We start from the raw sequence: 14,599 nt of genomic DNA, 5'->3' as shown, positions 1-14,599 counted from the left end.
GGAACTCAGCGCAGCACCTTGCGGTAGAAGCTGGCCGACTGCTCGTACCCCAGCGCCCGGTAGAACTCGGGGGCGCGGCGGGTGGCGAGCGCGACGTAGCCCGCCTCGCGCTCGCGCGCCCAGACCTCGAACTCCTCCAGCAGGCCGCGCCCGATGCCCTGCCGTCGGAAGCCGGTCTGCACCATAGCCTCCTCGACCCAGGCGACCGGCCCGTTGGCGAACAGGGTGAGGTGCACGAAGCCGAGCAGGTAGCCGTGGACGCGGCCCTCGACGACGGCGGTGAGCACCAACGCGTCCTGGTTGGCGAGCAGTTGCGGGAAGGCCTTGTCGAAGGCCGCGCGTTCGGGCCTGAAGGTCAGCCCGAACTCGCGGGCCAGCGCGAAGATCTCGTCAGCGTCGCTCGGCTCCGCCCTCCGTATGTGCAGATCGTCTGAGGTCATGAGGTGGACCATAGATCGTTCCCGCTGGGTCGTCCAATCCGGAACTCCGGGAACACGAGCATATGTCCTTTATCGGACCTCAGAGATCCGCCATGCCGAGCTGCCTGGCGATCAGCATGCGCTGCACCTCGCTGGTGCCCTCGCCGATCTCCAGGATCTTCGCGTCGCGGTAGAAGCGGCCCACGGGGAACTCGTTCATGAAGCCGTAGCCGCCGAAGATCTGGGTCGCGTCGCGGGCGTTGTCCATGGCCGCGTTGGAGGAGACCAGCTTGGCGATGGCCGCCTCCTTCTTGAACGGCCTGCCCGCCTCCATGAGCGACGCGGCGTGGTAGTAGGCCAGCCTGGCGGTGTGGGCGCGTGCCTCCATGTCGGCGACCTTGAACTGGATGGCCTGGTAGTGGCCGATCGGGTGGCCGAAGGCGCGCCGGTCGCGCACGTAGCGCAGCGACTCGTCCACGCAGCCCTGCGCGAGGCCGACGCTGAGCGCGGCGATGGCGACGCGCCCCTCGTCGAGGGTCTGCAGGAACTGCGCGTAGCCCCTGCCCCGCTGGCCGAGCAGGTTGGCGGCGGGCACGCGGCAGTCGGCGAAGGACAGCTCGCGGGTGTCGGAGGCGTTCCATCCGACCTTGGAGTACTTCTTCGAGACGGTGAACCCGGGGGTGCCGGACGGCACCAGGATCGTGGAGATCTCCCGCTCGCCGGTCAGCGCGGCGACGGCCACGACGCCGGTGATGTCGGTGCCGGAGTTGGTGATGAACGCCTTGGTGCCGTTGATCACCCATTCGTCGCCGTCGAGCACGGCCGTGGTCCGCATGCCGCCGGGTACGTCGCTGCCGCCGCCCGGCTCGGTCAGGCCGAAGGCGCCCAGCACGCGTCCCGAGGTCAGCTCGGGCAGCCACCGGGCCTTCTGCTCGGCCGTGCCGAAGCGGTAGATGGGCATGGCGCCGAGGGAGACGGCGGCCTCCAACGTGATGGCGACGCTGGAGTCGACCCGGGCGAGCTCCTCCAGGGCCAGGCACAGCGCGAAGTAGTCGCCGCCCATGCCGCCGTGCTCCTCAGGGATGGGCAGCCCGAACAGGCCCATGGCGCCCATCTGGCGGACGATGTCGTAGGGGAACTCCTCGCGCTCGTAGAAGTCGCCGATCACGGGGGCGACCACGTCGCGCGCGAAGGCCTCGACGGTCTTGCGCAGCTCTTCGTACTCGTCGGTGAGCATGGTTCTTCAGCCTTTCGAGAGGGCCTGGACGACCCGGGACGGACTGGGACGGCCGAGCCGTTCGGCGAGCCAGACGCTGGTGGCGACGAGCTTGCCGAGGTCGAGTCCCGTGTCGACGCCGAGCCCGTTGAGCATCCACACCAGGTCCTCGGTGGCGAGGTTGCCGGTGGCGGACTCGGCGTAGGGGCAGCCGCCGATACCTCCGGTGGAGGCGTCGACGACGGTGACGCCGGCCCTGAGCGCGGCGAGCGTGTTGGCCAGTGCCTGGCCGTAGGTGTCGTGGAAGTGGACGGCGAGCCGTTCTGGCGAGGGGAAGGCCTCGATGAGCGCGGTGGCGTGGCCGGGGGTGCCCACGCCGATGGTGTCGCCGAGGGACAGCTCGTGGCAGCCGAGGTCGAGCAGCCTGGTGCCGACGCGCACGACCTGCTCGATCGGCGTCGGCCCCTCCCACGGGTCGCCGAAGACCATGGAGACGTAGGCGCGCACCTTGACCCCCGCCTCCAGCGCGCGGGCGACAACCGGCTCGAACATCTCGAACTGGCTGTCCAGGCCGCGGTTGAGGTTCTTGTTGGCGAAGGTCTCGGTGGCGCTGGCGAAGACGGCCACCTCGTCGACGCCGCACTCCAGCGCCCGGTCGAGGCCGCGCTCGTTGGGGACCAGCACCGGGTAGCGGATGCCCGGCCGCCGCCGCAGCGTGGCCAGCAGCTCGCCGGAGTCGGCCAGCTGCGGCACCCACCTGGGGTGGACGAAGCTGGTCGCCTCGATCACGGTGTGGCCGGCGTCGGCCAGCCTGTCGATGAAGGCGGCCTTCACCTCGACGGGGATGACGGCCTTCTCGTTCTGCAGGCCGTCGCGCGGCCCGACCTCGTAGACGGTGACCCGCTCGGGCAGGCCGTCCAGCCGATACGGCATGCGGCTCACTCCTCGGAAGAGACGACGGCCAGCACCGCGTCCATGTCGACGGGCTGGCCCGCCCTGACCGGCAGCTCGGTGACGGTGCCCTGGACAGGGGCGGTGACGGTGTGCTCCATCTTCATGGCCTCGACGACGACCAGCGGCTGTCCCTCGCTCACCTGCTCGCCCGGCGCCACCTTGACCAGCAGGACGGTGCCCGGCATCGGGCTGCGGACGACCCCGTCGCCGCCGCCCGCGCCGCCCGGCCGGTCGCCGGGGTCGCCGATGCGGTGCCTGGTGAGTGTCCAGGCCGCGCCGTCGCGCCCGAGCCAGAGGGTGTCGCCGTCGCGGACCATGACGAACCGGAGGGCGCGGCCGCCGAGCGTGACGGCCAGCTCCCCGCCCTCGGTCACCGCCCTGGCGGCCACGACGCCGTCACCCGGAAGGAGCGCCTCGGCGCCGGTGCCCGAGAGGCGCGCTCCGGGGCTGGTGTCCGAGAGGCGCACCTCGGCGCCGGAGGCGGGCAGACCGCGGACCTCCACCTGGTGAACCCCGTCGCGCGACTCCAGCCGCCAGGTCGTCCAGGCAGGATCGCCGATCCGCCAGCCGTCGGCGATCTCCCACGGGTCGGTGGCGGGCGGCGTGGTATGGAAGGCGAGCGCGGCGGCCGCCAGCGCGTCGGCGGGCACGTCCGCGCTCAGCGCCAGCTCGGGCAGCACCCTTTCGACCAGGCCGGTGTCCAGCCTTCCCGCCACGACGTCGGGGTGGGCGGCCAGCGCCCGCAGGAAGGGGATGTTGGTCGTCACGCCCAGCACGCACGTCTCGGCCAGCGCCCTGTCCAGCGACCGCAGGGCGGCCCTGCGGTCCTCGCCCCAGGCGACCACCTTCGACAGCATGGGGTCGAAGTCGCTGCCGACGACCACGCCTTCGGCCAGGCTGGAGTCGACCCTCGCGGTCGAGGGCTCGCGCAGCGCCAGGACCCTGCCGCCGGTCGGCAGGAAGCCGCGGGCGGGGTCCTCGGCGTAGACGCGCGCCTCCACGGCGTGGCCGCGCAGCCGTACCGACTCCTGGCCGAACGGCAGCGGCTCGCCCGCGGCCACCCGCACCTGCAGCTCCACCAGGTCCAGGCCGGTGACCAGCTCGGTGACGGGGTGCTCGACCTGCAGGCGGGTGTTCATCTCCATGAAGTGGTAGTCGCCGGAGACGCCGTCGACGATGAACTCGACGGTGCCCGCGCCGGTGTAGCCGACCGCGCGGGCCGCCTCGACGGCCGCCGCCCCCATGCCCTCGCGCATCGCCTCGGTGACGAAGGGCGAGGGCGCCTCCTCGATGATCTTCTGGTGCCTGCGTTGCAGGCTGCACTCGCGCTCGCCCAGGTGGACGGTGCCGCCGTGGGCGTCGGCGAGCACCTGGATCTCGATGTGCCGGGGGTTTTCGATGTAGCGCTCGATCAGCAGGGTGCCGTCGCCGAAGGCGGCCTCGGCCGTACGGCGGGCCGAGGCGAGCGCGTCGGGCAGCTCGGCCGCCGAGCGCACCAGCACCATGCCCTTGCCGCCGCCGCCCGCGGACGGCTTGATCAGCGCGGGGAAGGCGCTCCACGTCTCGAGGTCGGCGCCGGTGCCGCCGGGCACGACCGGCACCCCGGCCGCCGCCACCGTCCGCTTGGCGCGGATCTTGTCGCCCATGGCCTCGATCGCCTCGGCGGGCGGCCCGATGAAGACCAGCCCCTCGGCCGCGCACCTGCGGGCGAAGGCGGCGTTCTCGGCGAGGAAGCCGTAGCCGGGGTGGACGGCCTGCGCGCCGGTGGCCCTGGCCGCCGCCACCAACGCCTCTATGTCCAGATATTTCGGGATCTGGAGGGCTTGGTCGGCCATGCGCACGTGGAGCGCCGACGCGTCGGACTCGGTGTAGACCGCCACGGAGGTGACCCCCATGGCGCGGAGCGTCCTGATGATCCGGACGGCGATCTCGCCCCGGTTGGCGATCAGTACGGTGCTGAACATCATCACATCCGGAAGACGCCGTAGCCGACGGGTTCGAGCGGCGCGTTGGCCGCCGCGGACAGGCCCAGCCCCAGGACGGTACGGGTGTCGATCGGGTCGATCACGCCGTCGTCCCACAGCCTGGCCGTGGAGTAGTAGGGGTTGCCCTGGTGCTCGTACTGGGCCCTGATGGCGTCGGCGTCCGCGGTGCCGACGGTGGTCAGCACGTTGGCGGCCTGCTCGCCGCCCATGACCGAGATGCGGGCGTTGGGCCACATCCACAGGAAGCGCGGCGAGTAGGCCCTGCCCGCCATCGCGTAGTTGCCCGCGCCGAACGAGCCGCCGATCACCACCGTGAACTTGGGCACGCGGGCGCAGGCCACCGCGGTGACCATCTTGGCGCCGTGCTTGGCGATGCCGCCGGCCTCGTAGGCCTTGCCGACCATGAAGCCGCTGATGTTCTGCAGGAAGACCAGCGGGACGCGCCGCCGGTCGCACAGCTCGATGAAGTGGGCGCCCTTCAGCGCCGACTCGGCGAACAGGATGCCGTTGTTGGCGATGATCCCGACGGGGTGGCCGTGGATGTGGGCGAAGCCGGTGACCAGTGTCGTGCCGTACTCGGCCTTGAACTCCAGGAAGCGCGAGCCGTCGACGATCCTGCGCACCACCTCGCGCACGTCGTACGGCGTGCGGGTGTCGGGGGGCACGATGCCGTACAGCTCCTGCGGGTCGAGGTGCGGCTCCTCGGCCGCCCGGCGCTCCCACGGCGGGGCGGCCTTGGGCGCGAGCGTGGCGACGATGTCGCGGACGATCGCCAGCGCGTGAGCGTCGTCCTCGGCCAGGTGGTCGGTGACGCCGCTGACGCGCGCGTGCAGGTCGCCGCCGCCCAGTTCCTCCGCGGTGACCTCCTCGCCGGTGGCGGCCTTCACCAGCGGGGGCCCGCCGAGGAAGATCGTGCCCTGGTTGCGCACGATGACCGCCTCGTCGCTCATGGCGGGCACGTAGGCGCCGCCTGCCGTGCAGGAGCCGAGGACGGCGGCGATCTGCGGGATGCCGCGCGCGGACATGGTGGCCTGGTTGTAGAAGATGCGCCCGAAGTGCTCGCGGTCGGGGAAGACCTCGTCCTGCCTGGGCAGGAACGCGCCGCCGGAGTCGACCAGGTAGAGGCAGGGCAGGTGGTTCTGCAGCGCCACCTCCTGGGCGCGCAGGTGCTTCTTGACGGTCATCGGGTAGTACGTGCCGCCCTTGACGGTGGCGTCGTTGGCCACGATCACGCACTCGCGTCCCGACACCCTGCCCACGCCGGTGATGATCCCCGCGGCGGGCGCCTGGTCGTCATAGAGGCCGTTGGCGGCCAGCGGCGACAGCTCCAGGAAGCGGGATCCGGGGTCGAGCAGCCCGTCGACCCGGTCGCGTGGCAGCAGCTTGCCGCGCTCGACGTGGCGCTGCCTCGACCGCTCGGGCCCACCCTTCGCGGCCTCGGCCAGGCGCTCGCGCAGCTCGGCCGCCAGCCGCTCGTTGACCTCGGCGTTGCGCTTGAACATGCCACGTAGGTTAATCATCATTAACGTCTGTGTCTAGAATGTGAGATGTGAGCACTCCTACCCGCAATCGCCGCGGCGAGATCCTGGAGGCCGCCGCGACCCTGTTCGCCGCCCGCGGCTACCACGGCGTGTCCATCGAGGAGCTCGGCGGCGCGGTCGGCGTGTCGGGTCCCGCGCTCTACCGCCACTTCAGCGGGAAGGAGGCGCTGCTGGTGGAGATGCTCACCGGCGTCAGCACGCGCCTGCGCGAGGCGGCGACCGCCGTGGTCACCACCGCCCACGACCCGCGAACCGCCCTCGAGGCGCTGCTGGACGTGCAGATCACGTTCGCGCTCGAGCAGCCCGCGCTCATCACGGTGCACGACAGGGAGCTGGGCAACGTGCCCGAACCGCACCGGCGCCAGATCAGGCGGCTGCAGCGGCTCTACGTCGAGGAGTGGGTGACCGTGCTGGCCGAGCTGCACCCCGCCTGCCCGCCCCCGCGGCTGCGGGCGGCGACCCACGCCGTGTTCGGCTTGCTCAACTCGACGCCGCACAGCGCCGGCGAGCTACCCGCCGAGGCGATGCGCGCGCTGCTGCGCGGGATGGCGCTGGCCGCCTTCGACACCCTTGGTTAGCGGACATTAACACTCTTCCCTTTCTAGAAAACCGCTTGTTGCGCCAAATATCTAGATATATCGTTTAGGTATCTCGATAGTTGGAGTGCGACCATGCCGGATTTCGCACCGAGGGTGCGCAAGGGCGACGTGCGCGCCGCCCTGCTCAGCCTGCTGGGCGAGGAGCCCAAGAACGGCTACCAGATGATCCAGGACATCGAGCAGCGCAGCAGGGGCGTGTGGCGGCCGAGCCCCGGCTCGGTCTACCCCGCGCTCCAGCAACTGGAGGACGAGGGGCTACTGGCCGGCGAGGACGCGGGCGGCAGCCGTACCTACCGGCTCACCGAGCAGGGGCGCAGGCATCTGCGCGAGCGGGAGGCGACGCTCGCGCCGTGGGAGCAGGTGGCGGGCTCCGTGCCCGAGGACCGGCAACAGCTGCGGCTGCTGTGGGCGCAGGTCAGCGAGGCGTTCGGGCACCTGGCGCAGACCGCCGACGACCGCCAGGTCGCCGCGGCCTCGCAGTTGCTCCGGCAGACCCGCAAGTCGATCTTCAAGATTCTGGCGGAGGGCGAATGAGCGCGGTCACGGTGAAAGACCTGACCAAGACCTACGGCAAGGTCGAGGCCGTCAAGGGCATCGACTTCGAGGTGCGGTCCGGGGAGGTGTTCGGCTTCCTCGGCCCCAACGGCGCCGGCAAGACCACCACGATCAGCATGCTGTGCACGCTGGTCAATCCGACAGGCGGCAGCGCCACGGTGGCGGGCCACGACGTGGTGCGCGAGCGCGACCAGGTCCGCCAGAACATCGGCCTGGTCTTCCAGGACCCCACCCTGGACGGCTACCTGACCGCCGAGCAGAACCTCCGCTTCCACGCCGAGCTGTACGGCGTGCCCAAGCCGCTGGTGGCCGGGCGCATCCAGCAGGTCATGGAGATGGTGGCGCTGTGGGACCGCAAGGACGCCAAGGTGATGACCTTCTCCGGCGGCATGAAGCGCCGGCTGGAGATCGCCCGCGGCCTGCTGCACTCGCCGCGCGTGCTCTTCCTCGACGAGCCGACCGTCGGCCTCGACCCGCAGACCCGGGCCGCCATCTGGGGCTACATCAACAAGCTGCGTCACAGGGAGGACATCACGATCTTCATGACGACGCACTACATGGACGAGGCCGAGTACTGCGACCGGATCGCCATCATCGACCACGGCGAGATCGTCGTCATCGACTCCCCCGAGGCGCTGAAGGCCAGTGTCGGCAAGGACAGGGTGCAGATCCACACCGGCGACGACGACACGGCGATCACCGCGCTCAGCGAGAGGTTCGGCATCGAGGCGGCCGTCCACGAGGGCGCGGTGACGTTCGCGGTGGCCTCCGGCGAGGAGTTCGTGCCGCGGCTGTTCGCCGAGCTCGGCCTGCCGATCAGGGCGGTGAGCGTGTCGCGGCCCTCGCTCGACGACGTGTTCATGTCCTACACCGGCTCGACGATCAGGGACGCCGAGTCCGGCACCGGCAACGAGTGGATGAAGGCGATGGTGAGACGATGACGACGACCGACCCCTCCACCCGCGACGACGTGGTGAGCGTGCGGATGCCCGCGCGCGGCCTGGCGCACGACCTGCGCGCGATCAAGGTGGTGCTGCACCGCGAGATGCTGCGCTTCGTCAACGACCGCACCCGCATGCTGTCGATGCTCATCCAGCCGGTGCTGTGGCTGTTCGTGATGGGCACCGGCCTCGGCACGCTGGTGCGCGGCTCGATCCCCGGCGTCGACTACCGCACGTTCATGTACCCCGGCATGATCTCGATGACGGTCATCATGACCGCGATGTTCTCCGCCGGGTCGATCGTGTGGGACAGGGAGTTCGGCTTCCTCAGGGAGATGCTGGTGGCCCCGGTCTCGCGCGGCTCGATCGTCGTGGGCAAGTGCCTGGGCGGCGCGGTGGTGGCCGTCGGTCAGGGTGTCGTCATCCTGGCGATGGCCGGCCTGGTGGGCGTGCCGTACTCGCCGGGGCTGATGGTGACGCTGCTGGCGGAGATGTTCCTCGCCGCGTTCACCATCACCGCCTTCGGGGTGACGCTGGCGGCCCGCATGCGCAACATGCAGACCTTCTTCGGGCTGATGCAGATGGCGATCATGCCGATGATGTTCCTGTCGGGCGCGATGTTCCCGCTGGCGAACCTGCCGTCGTGGCTGCACGTGCTGACCACCGTCAACCCGCTCACCTACGCGGTCGACCCGATGCGGCAGGCGGTCTTCTCCCACCTGTCCGTGCCCGCGCAGGCGCAGGCGGTGCTCAACCCAGGCGTGCGGTGGTTCGACTGGCAGGTGCCGGTGCCCGTGGAGCTGGGCCTGATCGCGCTGATCGGACTGACCCTGCTCGGGCTGGCGGTCGCCCAGTTCAGGAAGGCCGAGTAGCCGGGCGGCCACCGGCCGGCGGGACCACGGCATGGAACGGGGCCCGGTCAGGAGACCGGGCCCCGTTCCGCCGTCGCCTACCTCTTGACGCGGACGTAGTCCCTACCGCTCTGCGAGCCGTAGGTGTCGGAGTCGCCGCTGAAGACGAACTTCCAGTAGCCCGACCTGTAGGCCTTCACCTTGGTGTACAGCTTTCCGCTGCCGGTCGAGCGGGTGGTCTTGACGTACTGCCACTTGCTCGAGCCCTTGGGCAGGAAGTACAGCGCGACCTTGGCCTCGTAGCCACCGCCGTCGACCAGGAGCGCGCCCCTGAACCGCAGGTACTTGCCGTACGTGACCGGCTCGGGGTAGGCGTTGAACGCGACCAGCTTGCTCCTGTCCTTCGCCGGCGGGGGCGGCTCGGCCACCCTCACCCAGTCGCCGGCGCTGCTGGAGCCGTCCACGCCCCGCGTGCCCTCGTACACCGCGCGCCACCAGCCGGAGGCCTGCGCGGTGGCGTCGGCCCAGAAGCGGCCGTCGCGGCCGGTCCGGTCAGCGGTCACCCGCTCCCAGCGCCTGGAGCCGTCGGCCTTGAACAGGATGACCACGTGCTGGCCGGGCAGCCCGTACCAGCCGCGCGACCCCTCGGCCTGCAGGGCTCCGGTGAAGACGAGCCTGTCGCCCTTGTCGACCGGCTCGGGGCGGGCGTCGAAGCCGACGATCCTGCTGTCGCGGGAGCCGGCCCTGACGTCGACCCTGTCGGTGTCGCTGACCGAGCTCTTGGCGCTCGCGTGGCCGCCGAACTCGGCCCGCCACCAGCCGGTGGCCTCGGCCGTCACCTTGGTGGCGAACCAGCCGCCGCGACCGGTGTCGACCGTGGTGACGTGCCGGTAGGCGTCGGTGCCCTTCTCGCGGAAGGTGATGGTGACGCGCTGCCCGCCGTAACCCTGCCAGCCGCCGCGCTCGACCTGCAGCCGGCCGGAGACGGAGATGCGCTCGCCCTTGGCGACCAGGTCGGGGTGCGCGCCGAAGTCGACGAGCCTGGTGTCCGAGGCCGTCTTTCTGACCTCGACGCCGAACGTGCCGTCAGTGGACTTCTCCCCGCCCTGCCCGTCGTGGGCGATCGCCAGGAAGCTCCACCGGCCCTCGCTCTTGGCGTCGAAGGTCTTCTTGCCCGTCCACCTGGTCCACTCGCCGTGCGGCGAGGCGGTCAGGTCGACCGGTGAGCCGACGCTCACGTCGCCAGGGGGCTTGAGCTGCAGCTCGGCCTTGCCCGCGCCCTTGGTGGTGAACGAGAACGTCGCGGTGACCTGCTGGTCCCCGGTCACGACGACGGGTGAAGGCGAGACGTCCACCTTCGAGATGCTCGGTGCCGCCGCCGCGGTCGCGGGGGACGTCAGGGCCAGGGCCCCTGCTCCCACCGCCAGCGCCACGGCGGCCGCTCGGAAGCGTTGCAACATTCGGGCACTCCATTCCTTTACCCGTGGTTGAACGCGGCATGAGGGTGCCACGTCGTACGTAAAGTAGACGTTTTGGACAGGCAAAGCGTTTGAGATGTTGACAAACTGTCATTCAGATCAGTCAGACAAGAACCTGGTCCTCGCGTTCGGGCAGACGAAGACCCCATGCGCGGGACATAATCGGGCTTGTGGCGCGCGACACTGTTGAGACTCATTTCACCGAAGCGGTTGCGACGCTCAAGGCGGGCGCTCGCCGAGATCCGGCCCAACCCGTCAGAGACGGCACCACCCTGACCGGCCAACGCTGCCGTGAGCTGTTCGACCGGCAGCTGGGCAGCAGGCTCCTCGACGTGGCGGCCAGATGGTTGCGGGCGCAGAACGAGGGCTTCTACACCATCGGATCGGCCGGGCACGAGGGCAACGCCGCCGTGGCCGCGGCCGTCAGGACCACCGACCCCGCCCTGCTCCACTACCGCTCCGGCGCCTTCTACCTGACCCGGTCGGTCATGGCGGGACGCCTGCCCGAGCAGGGGCTGCGCGACGTGCTGCTGGGGCTGACCGCCTCGGCCGAGGAGCCCATCGCCGGCGGCCGGCACAAGGTCTTCGGCCACCCCGACCTCGCGGTCATCCCGCAGACCTCCACGATCGCCAGCCATCTGCCGCGCTCGGTCGGCGTCGCGCTGGCCATCGAGCGGGCCAAGGCGATCGGCCTCGAGACGGCCTGGCCCGCCGACGCGATCACGATCTGCAGCTTCGGCGACGCCTCCACCAACCACGCCAGCGCGCTGTCGGGGTTCAACACCGCCGCCTACGCCACCTACCAGGGCCAGCCGCTGCCGATCCTGTTCGTCTGCGAGGACAACGGCCTGGGCATCTCGGTCCGCACACCCAGGGGATGGGTGGAGACGGCCGCCCGCCGTCCCGGCATCGAGTACTTCCAGGCCGACGGCTGCGACCTGGCCGAGACCTACGACGCCGCCGTCCGCGCGGCCGACCACGTCCGTTCGACCCGCTCGCCCGCCTTCCTGCACCTGAGCACCGTGCGGCTGATGGGCCACGCCGGTTCCGACGTGGAGTCCTCCTACCGGACCCAGCGCGAGATCCGCGCCGACCACGAGCGCGACCCGCTGTTGCGCACCGCGGCGCTGCTGGTCGAGGCGGGGCTGGCCACGCCCGAGGAGCTGATCAAGCGCTACGAGTCCGAGCGCGAGCACGTGCTGCGGACGGCGCTGGAGACCACCCGCACCGCCAAGCTCACCTCCGCCCGCCAGATCGTCGAACCGCTGGCACCCCGCCGGTCCGAACTGATCGCCAAGATCAGCCCGGTCGCCGCCGAGCCCTCGGTCAGGGAGAAGGCCTTCGCCGGCCAGCTTCCGGAGAAGGACAAGCCGCTCACGCTGTCCCAGGCGATCAACCGCACGCTGGCCGACGCGCTGGCCGTCTATCCCGAGATGATGGTCTTCGGCGAGGACGTCGCCAAGAAGGGCGGCGTCTACGGCGTGACGCGCGGCCTGCAGAAGCGCTTCGGCGCCGCCAGGGTCTTCGACACGCTGCTGGACGAGCAGGCCATCCTCGGCCTCGCGCTCGGCTCGGGCGTGTCGAAGCTGCTGCCGGTGCCCGAGATCCAGTACCTCGCCTACCTGCACAACGCCCTCGACCAGATCCGCGGCGAGGCGGCGACGCTGTCGTTCTTCTCTCGCGGCGCCTACCGCAACCCGATGGTGGTGCGGGTGGCCGGATACGCCTACCAGAAGGGGTTCGGCGGCCACTTCCACAACGACAACTCCATCGCGGCGCTGCGCGACATCCCCGGGGTGGTCATCGCCTCGCCGTCCAGGCCGGACGACGCCTCGGCGATGCTGCGCACCTGCCTGGCCGCCGCGCGCACCGAGGGCTCGGTGTGCGTGTTCCTGGAGCCGATCGCGCTGTACAACACGCGCGACCTGTTCGACGAGGGCGACAACGGGTGGCTCGCGCCGTACGCGCCGCCGTCCCGGTGGGCCGAGACGCACGTGCCGATCGGGCGGGCGCGCGGCTACGGCGACGGCCGCGACCTGACGATCGTGACGTACGGCAACGGCGTGCGGATGAGCCTGCGGGCCGCGGTCAGGCTCACCCAGGACGGCGTGAGCTGCCGGGTGCTCGACCTGCGCTGGCTGGCGCCGCTGCCCGTCGAGGACCTGATGCGGGCGGCGGAGCTGACCGGCAAGGTGCTGATCGCCGACGAGTGCAGGCGCACCGGCGGCGTCTCCGAGGGCATCGTCACCGAGATGCTCGACGCGGGATTCACCGGCCAGATCGCCCGGGTGACCTCGGCCGACAGCTTCATCCCGCTGGGCGAGGCCGCCAACCACGTACTGCTGTCGGAGGTGGAGATCGAGCAGGCGGCCAGGAAGCTGCTCAGCTGAGCGTGCCGGGGGTACGGCAGGCGGCCCGCGCGGGCCGTACCCCCGGGCTCCGCGGCATGCCGACAGGGTGAGGCTCGCCGGTCACAGCCAGTCGCGGCGTTTGAAGACCAGGTAGAGGACCAGGCACACCGCCGCCATCAGCACCAGCGCGAACGGATAGCCGACCGCCCAGTGCGTCTCCGGCATGTGGTCGAAGTTCATGCCGTAGATCGTGCCGACCAGGGTCGGCGCGAACAGGATGGCCGCCCAGGCGGAGATCTTCTTGACCTCCTCGCTCTGCGCGTAGCTCGCTCTGGTCTGCTCCTGCGCCACCAGCGTCGAGTTGATCACCAGGATGTTCTGCAGGAGCTGGCGGAATCCGGCCACCCGCTCCGAGACGGTGATCGCGTGGTCGGCCACGTCGCGCAGGTAGCTCTGCAGTTCCTCGTTGACCCCGTACTTCGGCGCCCCCGCGATGAACCCGTCGATCATGGGCAGCAGCGGCCTGGTCGCCCGCTGGAACTCGATGACCTCGCCGGACAGCTCGTAGACCCGGCGGGAGACCGAGGGGTCGCCGCCGAAGACCTGCACCTCGATCTCCTCGATGTCCTTCTGCAGCCCGGCCACGACGGGGGCGCAGCCGTCGACCACGGCGTCGAGGATCGCGTAGAGCACCGCCTGGGGGCCCTGGCGCAGCAGCTCGGGGTCGGACTCCATGCGGCGGCGCACGGCGGCCAGGTCGGGCGACTCGGCGTGCCGTACGGTGATCACGAAGTTGCTGCCGACGAAGACGTGCACCTCGCCGAAGGCGACCTCCTCGACGTCGTCGAGGTAGGTGGCGGCGCGCAGCACCACGAAGAGCATCTCGCCGTAGCGGTCGGCCTTCGGACGCTGATGGCCGACGATGGCGTCCTCGAGGGCCAGCTCGTGCAGGCCGAACTCCTCGGCGAGCTTGGCCAGCTCCCAGTCCTTCGGCCGGTAGAGGCCGATCCACGCCATGCTGCCGGGGGTCTTCTTCAGGCTGTCGAAGGCGTCGGCGAGCGAGGCGGGGGTGCCGATGCGGTGCCCGTCGAGGTAGAGGGCGTTGTCGATCACGGTCGGCCGGTACGGCGAAGCCTCGCCGGAGCGCGGGTCCATCGAGTGCTCGGGGGCGGGCTCGCGGACACCGCTGCGCAGGAAGCTCCTCATCCGTGCCATACCGGACCTCCTAGGACAGCTGGAACTCGTTGAGAGCCTGGTGGGCGTGATCGCGGATGGTCTTGCGGAACACGGGCGTCCAGCCGAGCAGCGGCCCCGCCGGCCTGCCGAGCGCCATCTTGGACCAGTGGCGGAAGTCGAAGTCGTCATGGTGGCGGACGATCAGGCCGTCCTCGAAGCGGAAGAAGGCCTTCACCTCGTTGACGACCTCGCGGCCCGTGGTGGTCAAGGTATAGCGGGCGATCCAGTGGGCGCTACCCGCGGAGGAGGAGGCGGCGAGGTCGCGGTAGGTGACCACCATGCCGCTTCCCGTGGCAAGCAGCAGCCGCCACCTGGCCATCACCCGGTCGCGGCCCTGCAGCTCCTGGAAGAGGGGGTCGCCGAAACTGACGTCGGGGTGGTAGCAGCGCTCCATGGTGCCGGTGTCGCCCTTGCTGAGCGCCGCGAAGAACGTGGTGAGCAAGGCCACGTGCCGATCGTCCATGATGTCCCCT

Annotated in this window: 13 protein-coding genes; 5 read left to right on the top strand and 8 right to left on the bottom strand. The window is 70.6% G+C overall.

Features of this window, described 5'->3' with window-relative positions; translation table 11 throughout:
• Positions 1-5: 5 nt before the first annotated feature.
• The 5 genes from ACWDLG_RS32285 to ACWDLG_RS32265 form a co-directional block, all read right to left on the bottom strand.
• A complete protein-coding gene (locus tag ACWDLG_RS32285; protein WP_354907346.1) occupies positions 6-440 on the bottom strand; it encodes a GNAT family N-acetyltransferase in 435 nt (144 codons plus the stop codon).
• 79 nt (positions 441-519) lie between these two features.
• Complete coding sequence (locus ACWDLG_RS32280) at positions 520-1,656, bottom strand: acyl-CoA dehydrogenase family protein (protein WP_449927335.1); 1,137 nt, start codon at positions 1,654-1,656, stop codon at positions 520-522.
• 6 nt (positions 1,657-1,662) lie between these two features.
• Entirely contained in the window at positions 1,663-2,568 is a 906-nt protein-coding gene (locus tag ACWDLG_RS32275) for a hydroxymethylglutaryl-CoA lyase (protein ID WP_449927332.1), read from the bottom strand.
• A 5-nt stretch (positions 2,569-2,573) separates the two neighbouring features.
• Positions 2,574-4,553 (bottom strand): acetyl/propionyl/methylcrotonyl-CoA carboxylase subunit alpha, encoded by a 1,980-nt coding sequence (locus ACWDLG_RS32270; protein ID WP_449927739.1) that lies wholly within the window; start codon positions 4,551-4,553, stop codon positions 2,574-2,576.
• A 2-nt stretch (positions 4,554-4,555) separates the two neighbouring features.
• Entirely contained in the window at positions 4,556-6,076 is a 1,521-nt protein-coding gene (locus ACWDLG_RS32265) for a carboxyl transferase domain-containing protein (RefSeq protein WP_354907350.1), read from the bottom strand.
• Positions 6,077-6,123: 47 nt separating this feature from the next.
• Here ACWDLG_RS32265 and ACWDLG_RS32260 point away from each other — a divergent pair, with 47 nt between their 5' ends.
• From ACWDLG_RS32260 to ACWDLG_RS32245, 4 genes are all read left to right on the top strand, one after another.
• Positions 6,124-6,693 carry an SACE_7040 family transcriptional regulator gene (locus ACWDLG_RS32260; protein ID WP_449927329.1) on the top strand — a complete coding sequence of 190 codons (570 nt, stop codon included), beginning with the start codon at positions 6,124-6,126 and terminating at the stop codon, positions 6,691-6,693.
• A gap of 93 nt (positions 6,694-6,786) precedes the next feature.
• Positions 6,787-7,248 (top strand): PadR family transcriptional regulator, encoded by a 462-nt coding sequence (locus ACWDLG_RS32255; RefSeq protein WP_449927326.1) that lies wholly within the window; start codon positions 6,787-6,789, stop codon positions 7,246-7,248.
• The gene (locus ACWDLG_RS32250) at positions 7,245-8,210 is read left to right on the top strand and encodes an ATP-binding cassette domain-containing protein (RefSeq protein WP_354907352.1); all 966 of its coding nucleotides are present in this window, start codon (positions 7,245-7,247) and stop codon (positions 8,208-8,210) included. The genes ACWDLG_RS32255 and ACWDLG_RS32250 overlap by 4 nt, the downstream gene beginning before the upstream one ends.
• Complete coding sequence (locus tag ACWDLG_RS32245; protein ID WP_354907354.1) at positions 8,207-9,082, top strand: ABC transporter permease; 876 nt, start codon at positions 8,207-8,209, stop codon at positions 9,080-9,082. The genes ACWDLG_RS32250 and ACWDLG_RS32245 overlap by 4 nt, the downstream gene beginning before the upstream one ends.
• Positions 9,083-9,159: 77 nt before the next feature.
• Here ACWDLG_RS32245 and ACWDLG_RS32240 read toward each other — a convergent pair whose 3' ends face one another.
• The gene (locus ACWDLG_RS32240) at positions 9,160-10,521 is read right to left on the bottom strand and encodes a hypothetical protein (RefSeq protein ID WP_449927322.1); all 1,362 of its coding nucleotides are present in this window, start codon (positions 10,519-10,521) and stop codon (positions 9,160-9,162) included.
• Between the two features lie 188 nt (positions 10,522-10,709).
• Here ACWDLG_RS32240 and ACWDLG_RS32235 point away from each other — a divergent pair, with 188 nt between their 5' ends.
• The gene (locus tag ACWDLG_RS32235; protein WP_449927319.1) at positions 10,710-12,929 is read left to right on the top strand and encodes a thiamine pyrophosphate-dependent enzyme; all 2,220 of its coding nucleotides are present in this window, start codon (positions 10,710-10,712) and stop codon (positions 12,927-12,929) included.
• Positions 12,930-13,010: 81 nt separating this feature from the next.
• On the opposite strand, the gene ACWDLG_RS32230 is transcribed toward ACWDLG_RS32235, so the two are convergent.
• Both ACWDLG_RS32230 and ACWDLG_RS32225 read right to left on the bottom strand, forming a co-directional pair.
• The gene (locus ACWDLG_RS32230) at positions 13,011-14,105 is read right to left on the bottom strand and encodes a magnesium and cobalt transport protein CorA (RefSeq protein WP_449927316.1); all 1,095 of its coding nucleotides are present in this window, start codon (positions 14,103-14,105) and stop codon (positions 13,011-13,013) included.
• Between the two features lie 10 nt (positions 14,106-14,115).
• Positions 14,116-14,589, bottom strand: a complete 474-nt coding sequence (locus ACWDLG_RS32225) for a nuclear transport factor 2 family protein (RefSeq protein ID WP_449927312.1) — start codon at positions 14,587-14,589, stop codon at positions 14,116-14,118.
• Between the last annotated feature and the right edge of the window lie 10 nt (positions 14,590-14,599).

It is taken from the genome of Nonomuraea sp. NPDC003727 (assembly GCF_053586935.1).
The sequence above is the reverse complement of the archived record's forward strand: the minus strand, read 5'-3'. Positions and strand labels throughout refer to the sequence as shown.

What these genes read in the sequence shown, in the direction of transcription:
- ACWDLG_RS32285 (WP_354907346.1), bottom strand. Translation starts at nt 440, where the DNA reads ATGACCTCAGACGATCTGCACATACGGAGGGCGGAGCCGAGCGACGCT.
- ACWDLG_RS32280 (WP_449927335.1), bottom strand. Translation starts at nt 1,656, where the DNA reads ATGCTCACCGACGAGTACGAAGAGCTGCGCAAGACCGTCGAGGCCTTC.
- ACWDLG_RS32275 (WP_449927332.1), bottom strand. Translation starts at nt 2,568, where the DNA reads ATGCCGTATCGGCTGGACGGCCTGCCCGAGCGGGTCACCGTCTACGAG.
- ACWDLG_RS32270 (WP_449927739.1), bottom strand. Translation starts at nt 4,553, where the DNA reads ATGTTCAGCACCGTACTGATCGCCAACCGGGGCGAGATCGCCGTCCGG.
- ACWDLG_RS32265 (WP_354907350.1), bottom strand. Translation starts at nt 6,076, where the DNA reads ATGTTCAAGCGCAACGCCGAGGTCAACGAGCGGCTGGCGGCCGAGCTG.
- ACWDLG_RS32255 (WP_449927326.1), top strand. Translation starts at nt 6,787, where the DNA reads ATGCCGGATTTCGCACCGAGGGTGCGCAAGGGCGACGTGCGCGCCGCC.
- ACWDLG_RS32250 (WP_354907352.1), top strand. Translation starts at nt 7,245, where the DNA reads ATGAGCGCGGTCACGGTGAAAGACCTGACCAAGACCTACGGCAAGGTC.
- ACWDLG_RS32245 (WP_354907354.1), top strand. Translation starts at nt 8,207, where the DNA reads ATGACGACGACCGACCCCTCCACCCGCGACGACGTGGTGAGCGTGCGG.
- ACWDLG_RS32240 (WP_449927322.1), bottom strand. Translation starts at nt 10,521, where the DNA reads ATGTTGCAACGCTTCCGAGCGGCCGCCGTGGCGCTGGCGGTGGGAGCA.
- ACWDLG_RS32230 (WP_449927316.1), bottom strand. Translation starts at nt 14,105, where the DNA reads ATGGCACGGATGAGGAGCTTCCTGCGCAGCGGTGTCCGCGAGCCCGCC.
- ACWDLG_RS32225 (WP_449927312.1), bottom strand. Translation starts at nt 14,589, where the DNA reads ATGGACGATCGGCACGTGGCCTTGCTCACCACGTTCTTCGCGGCGCTC.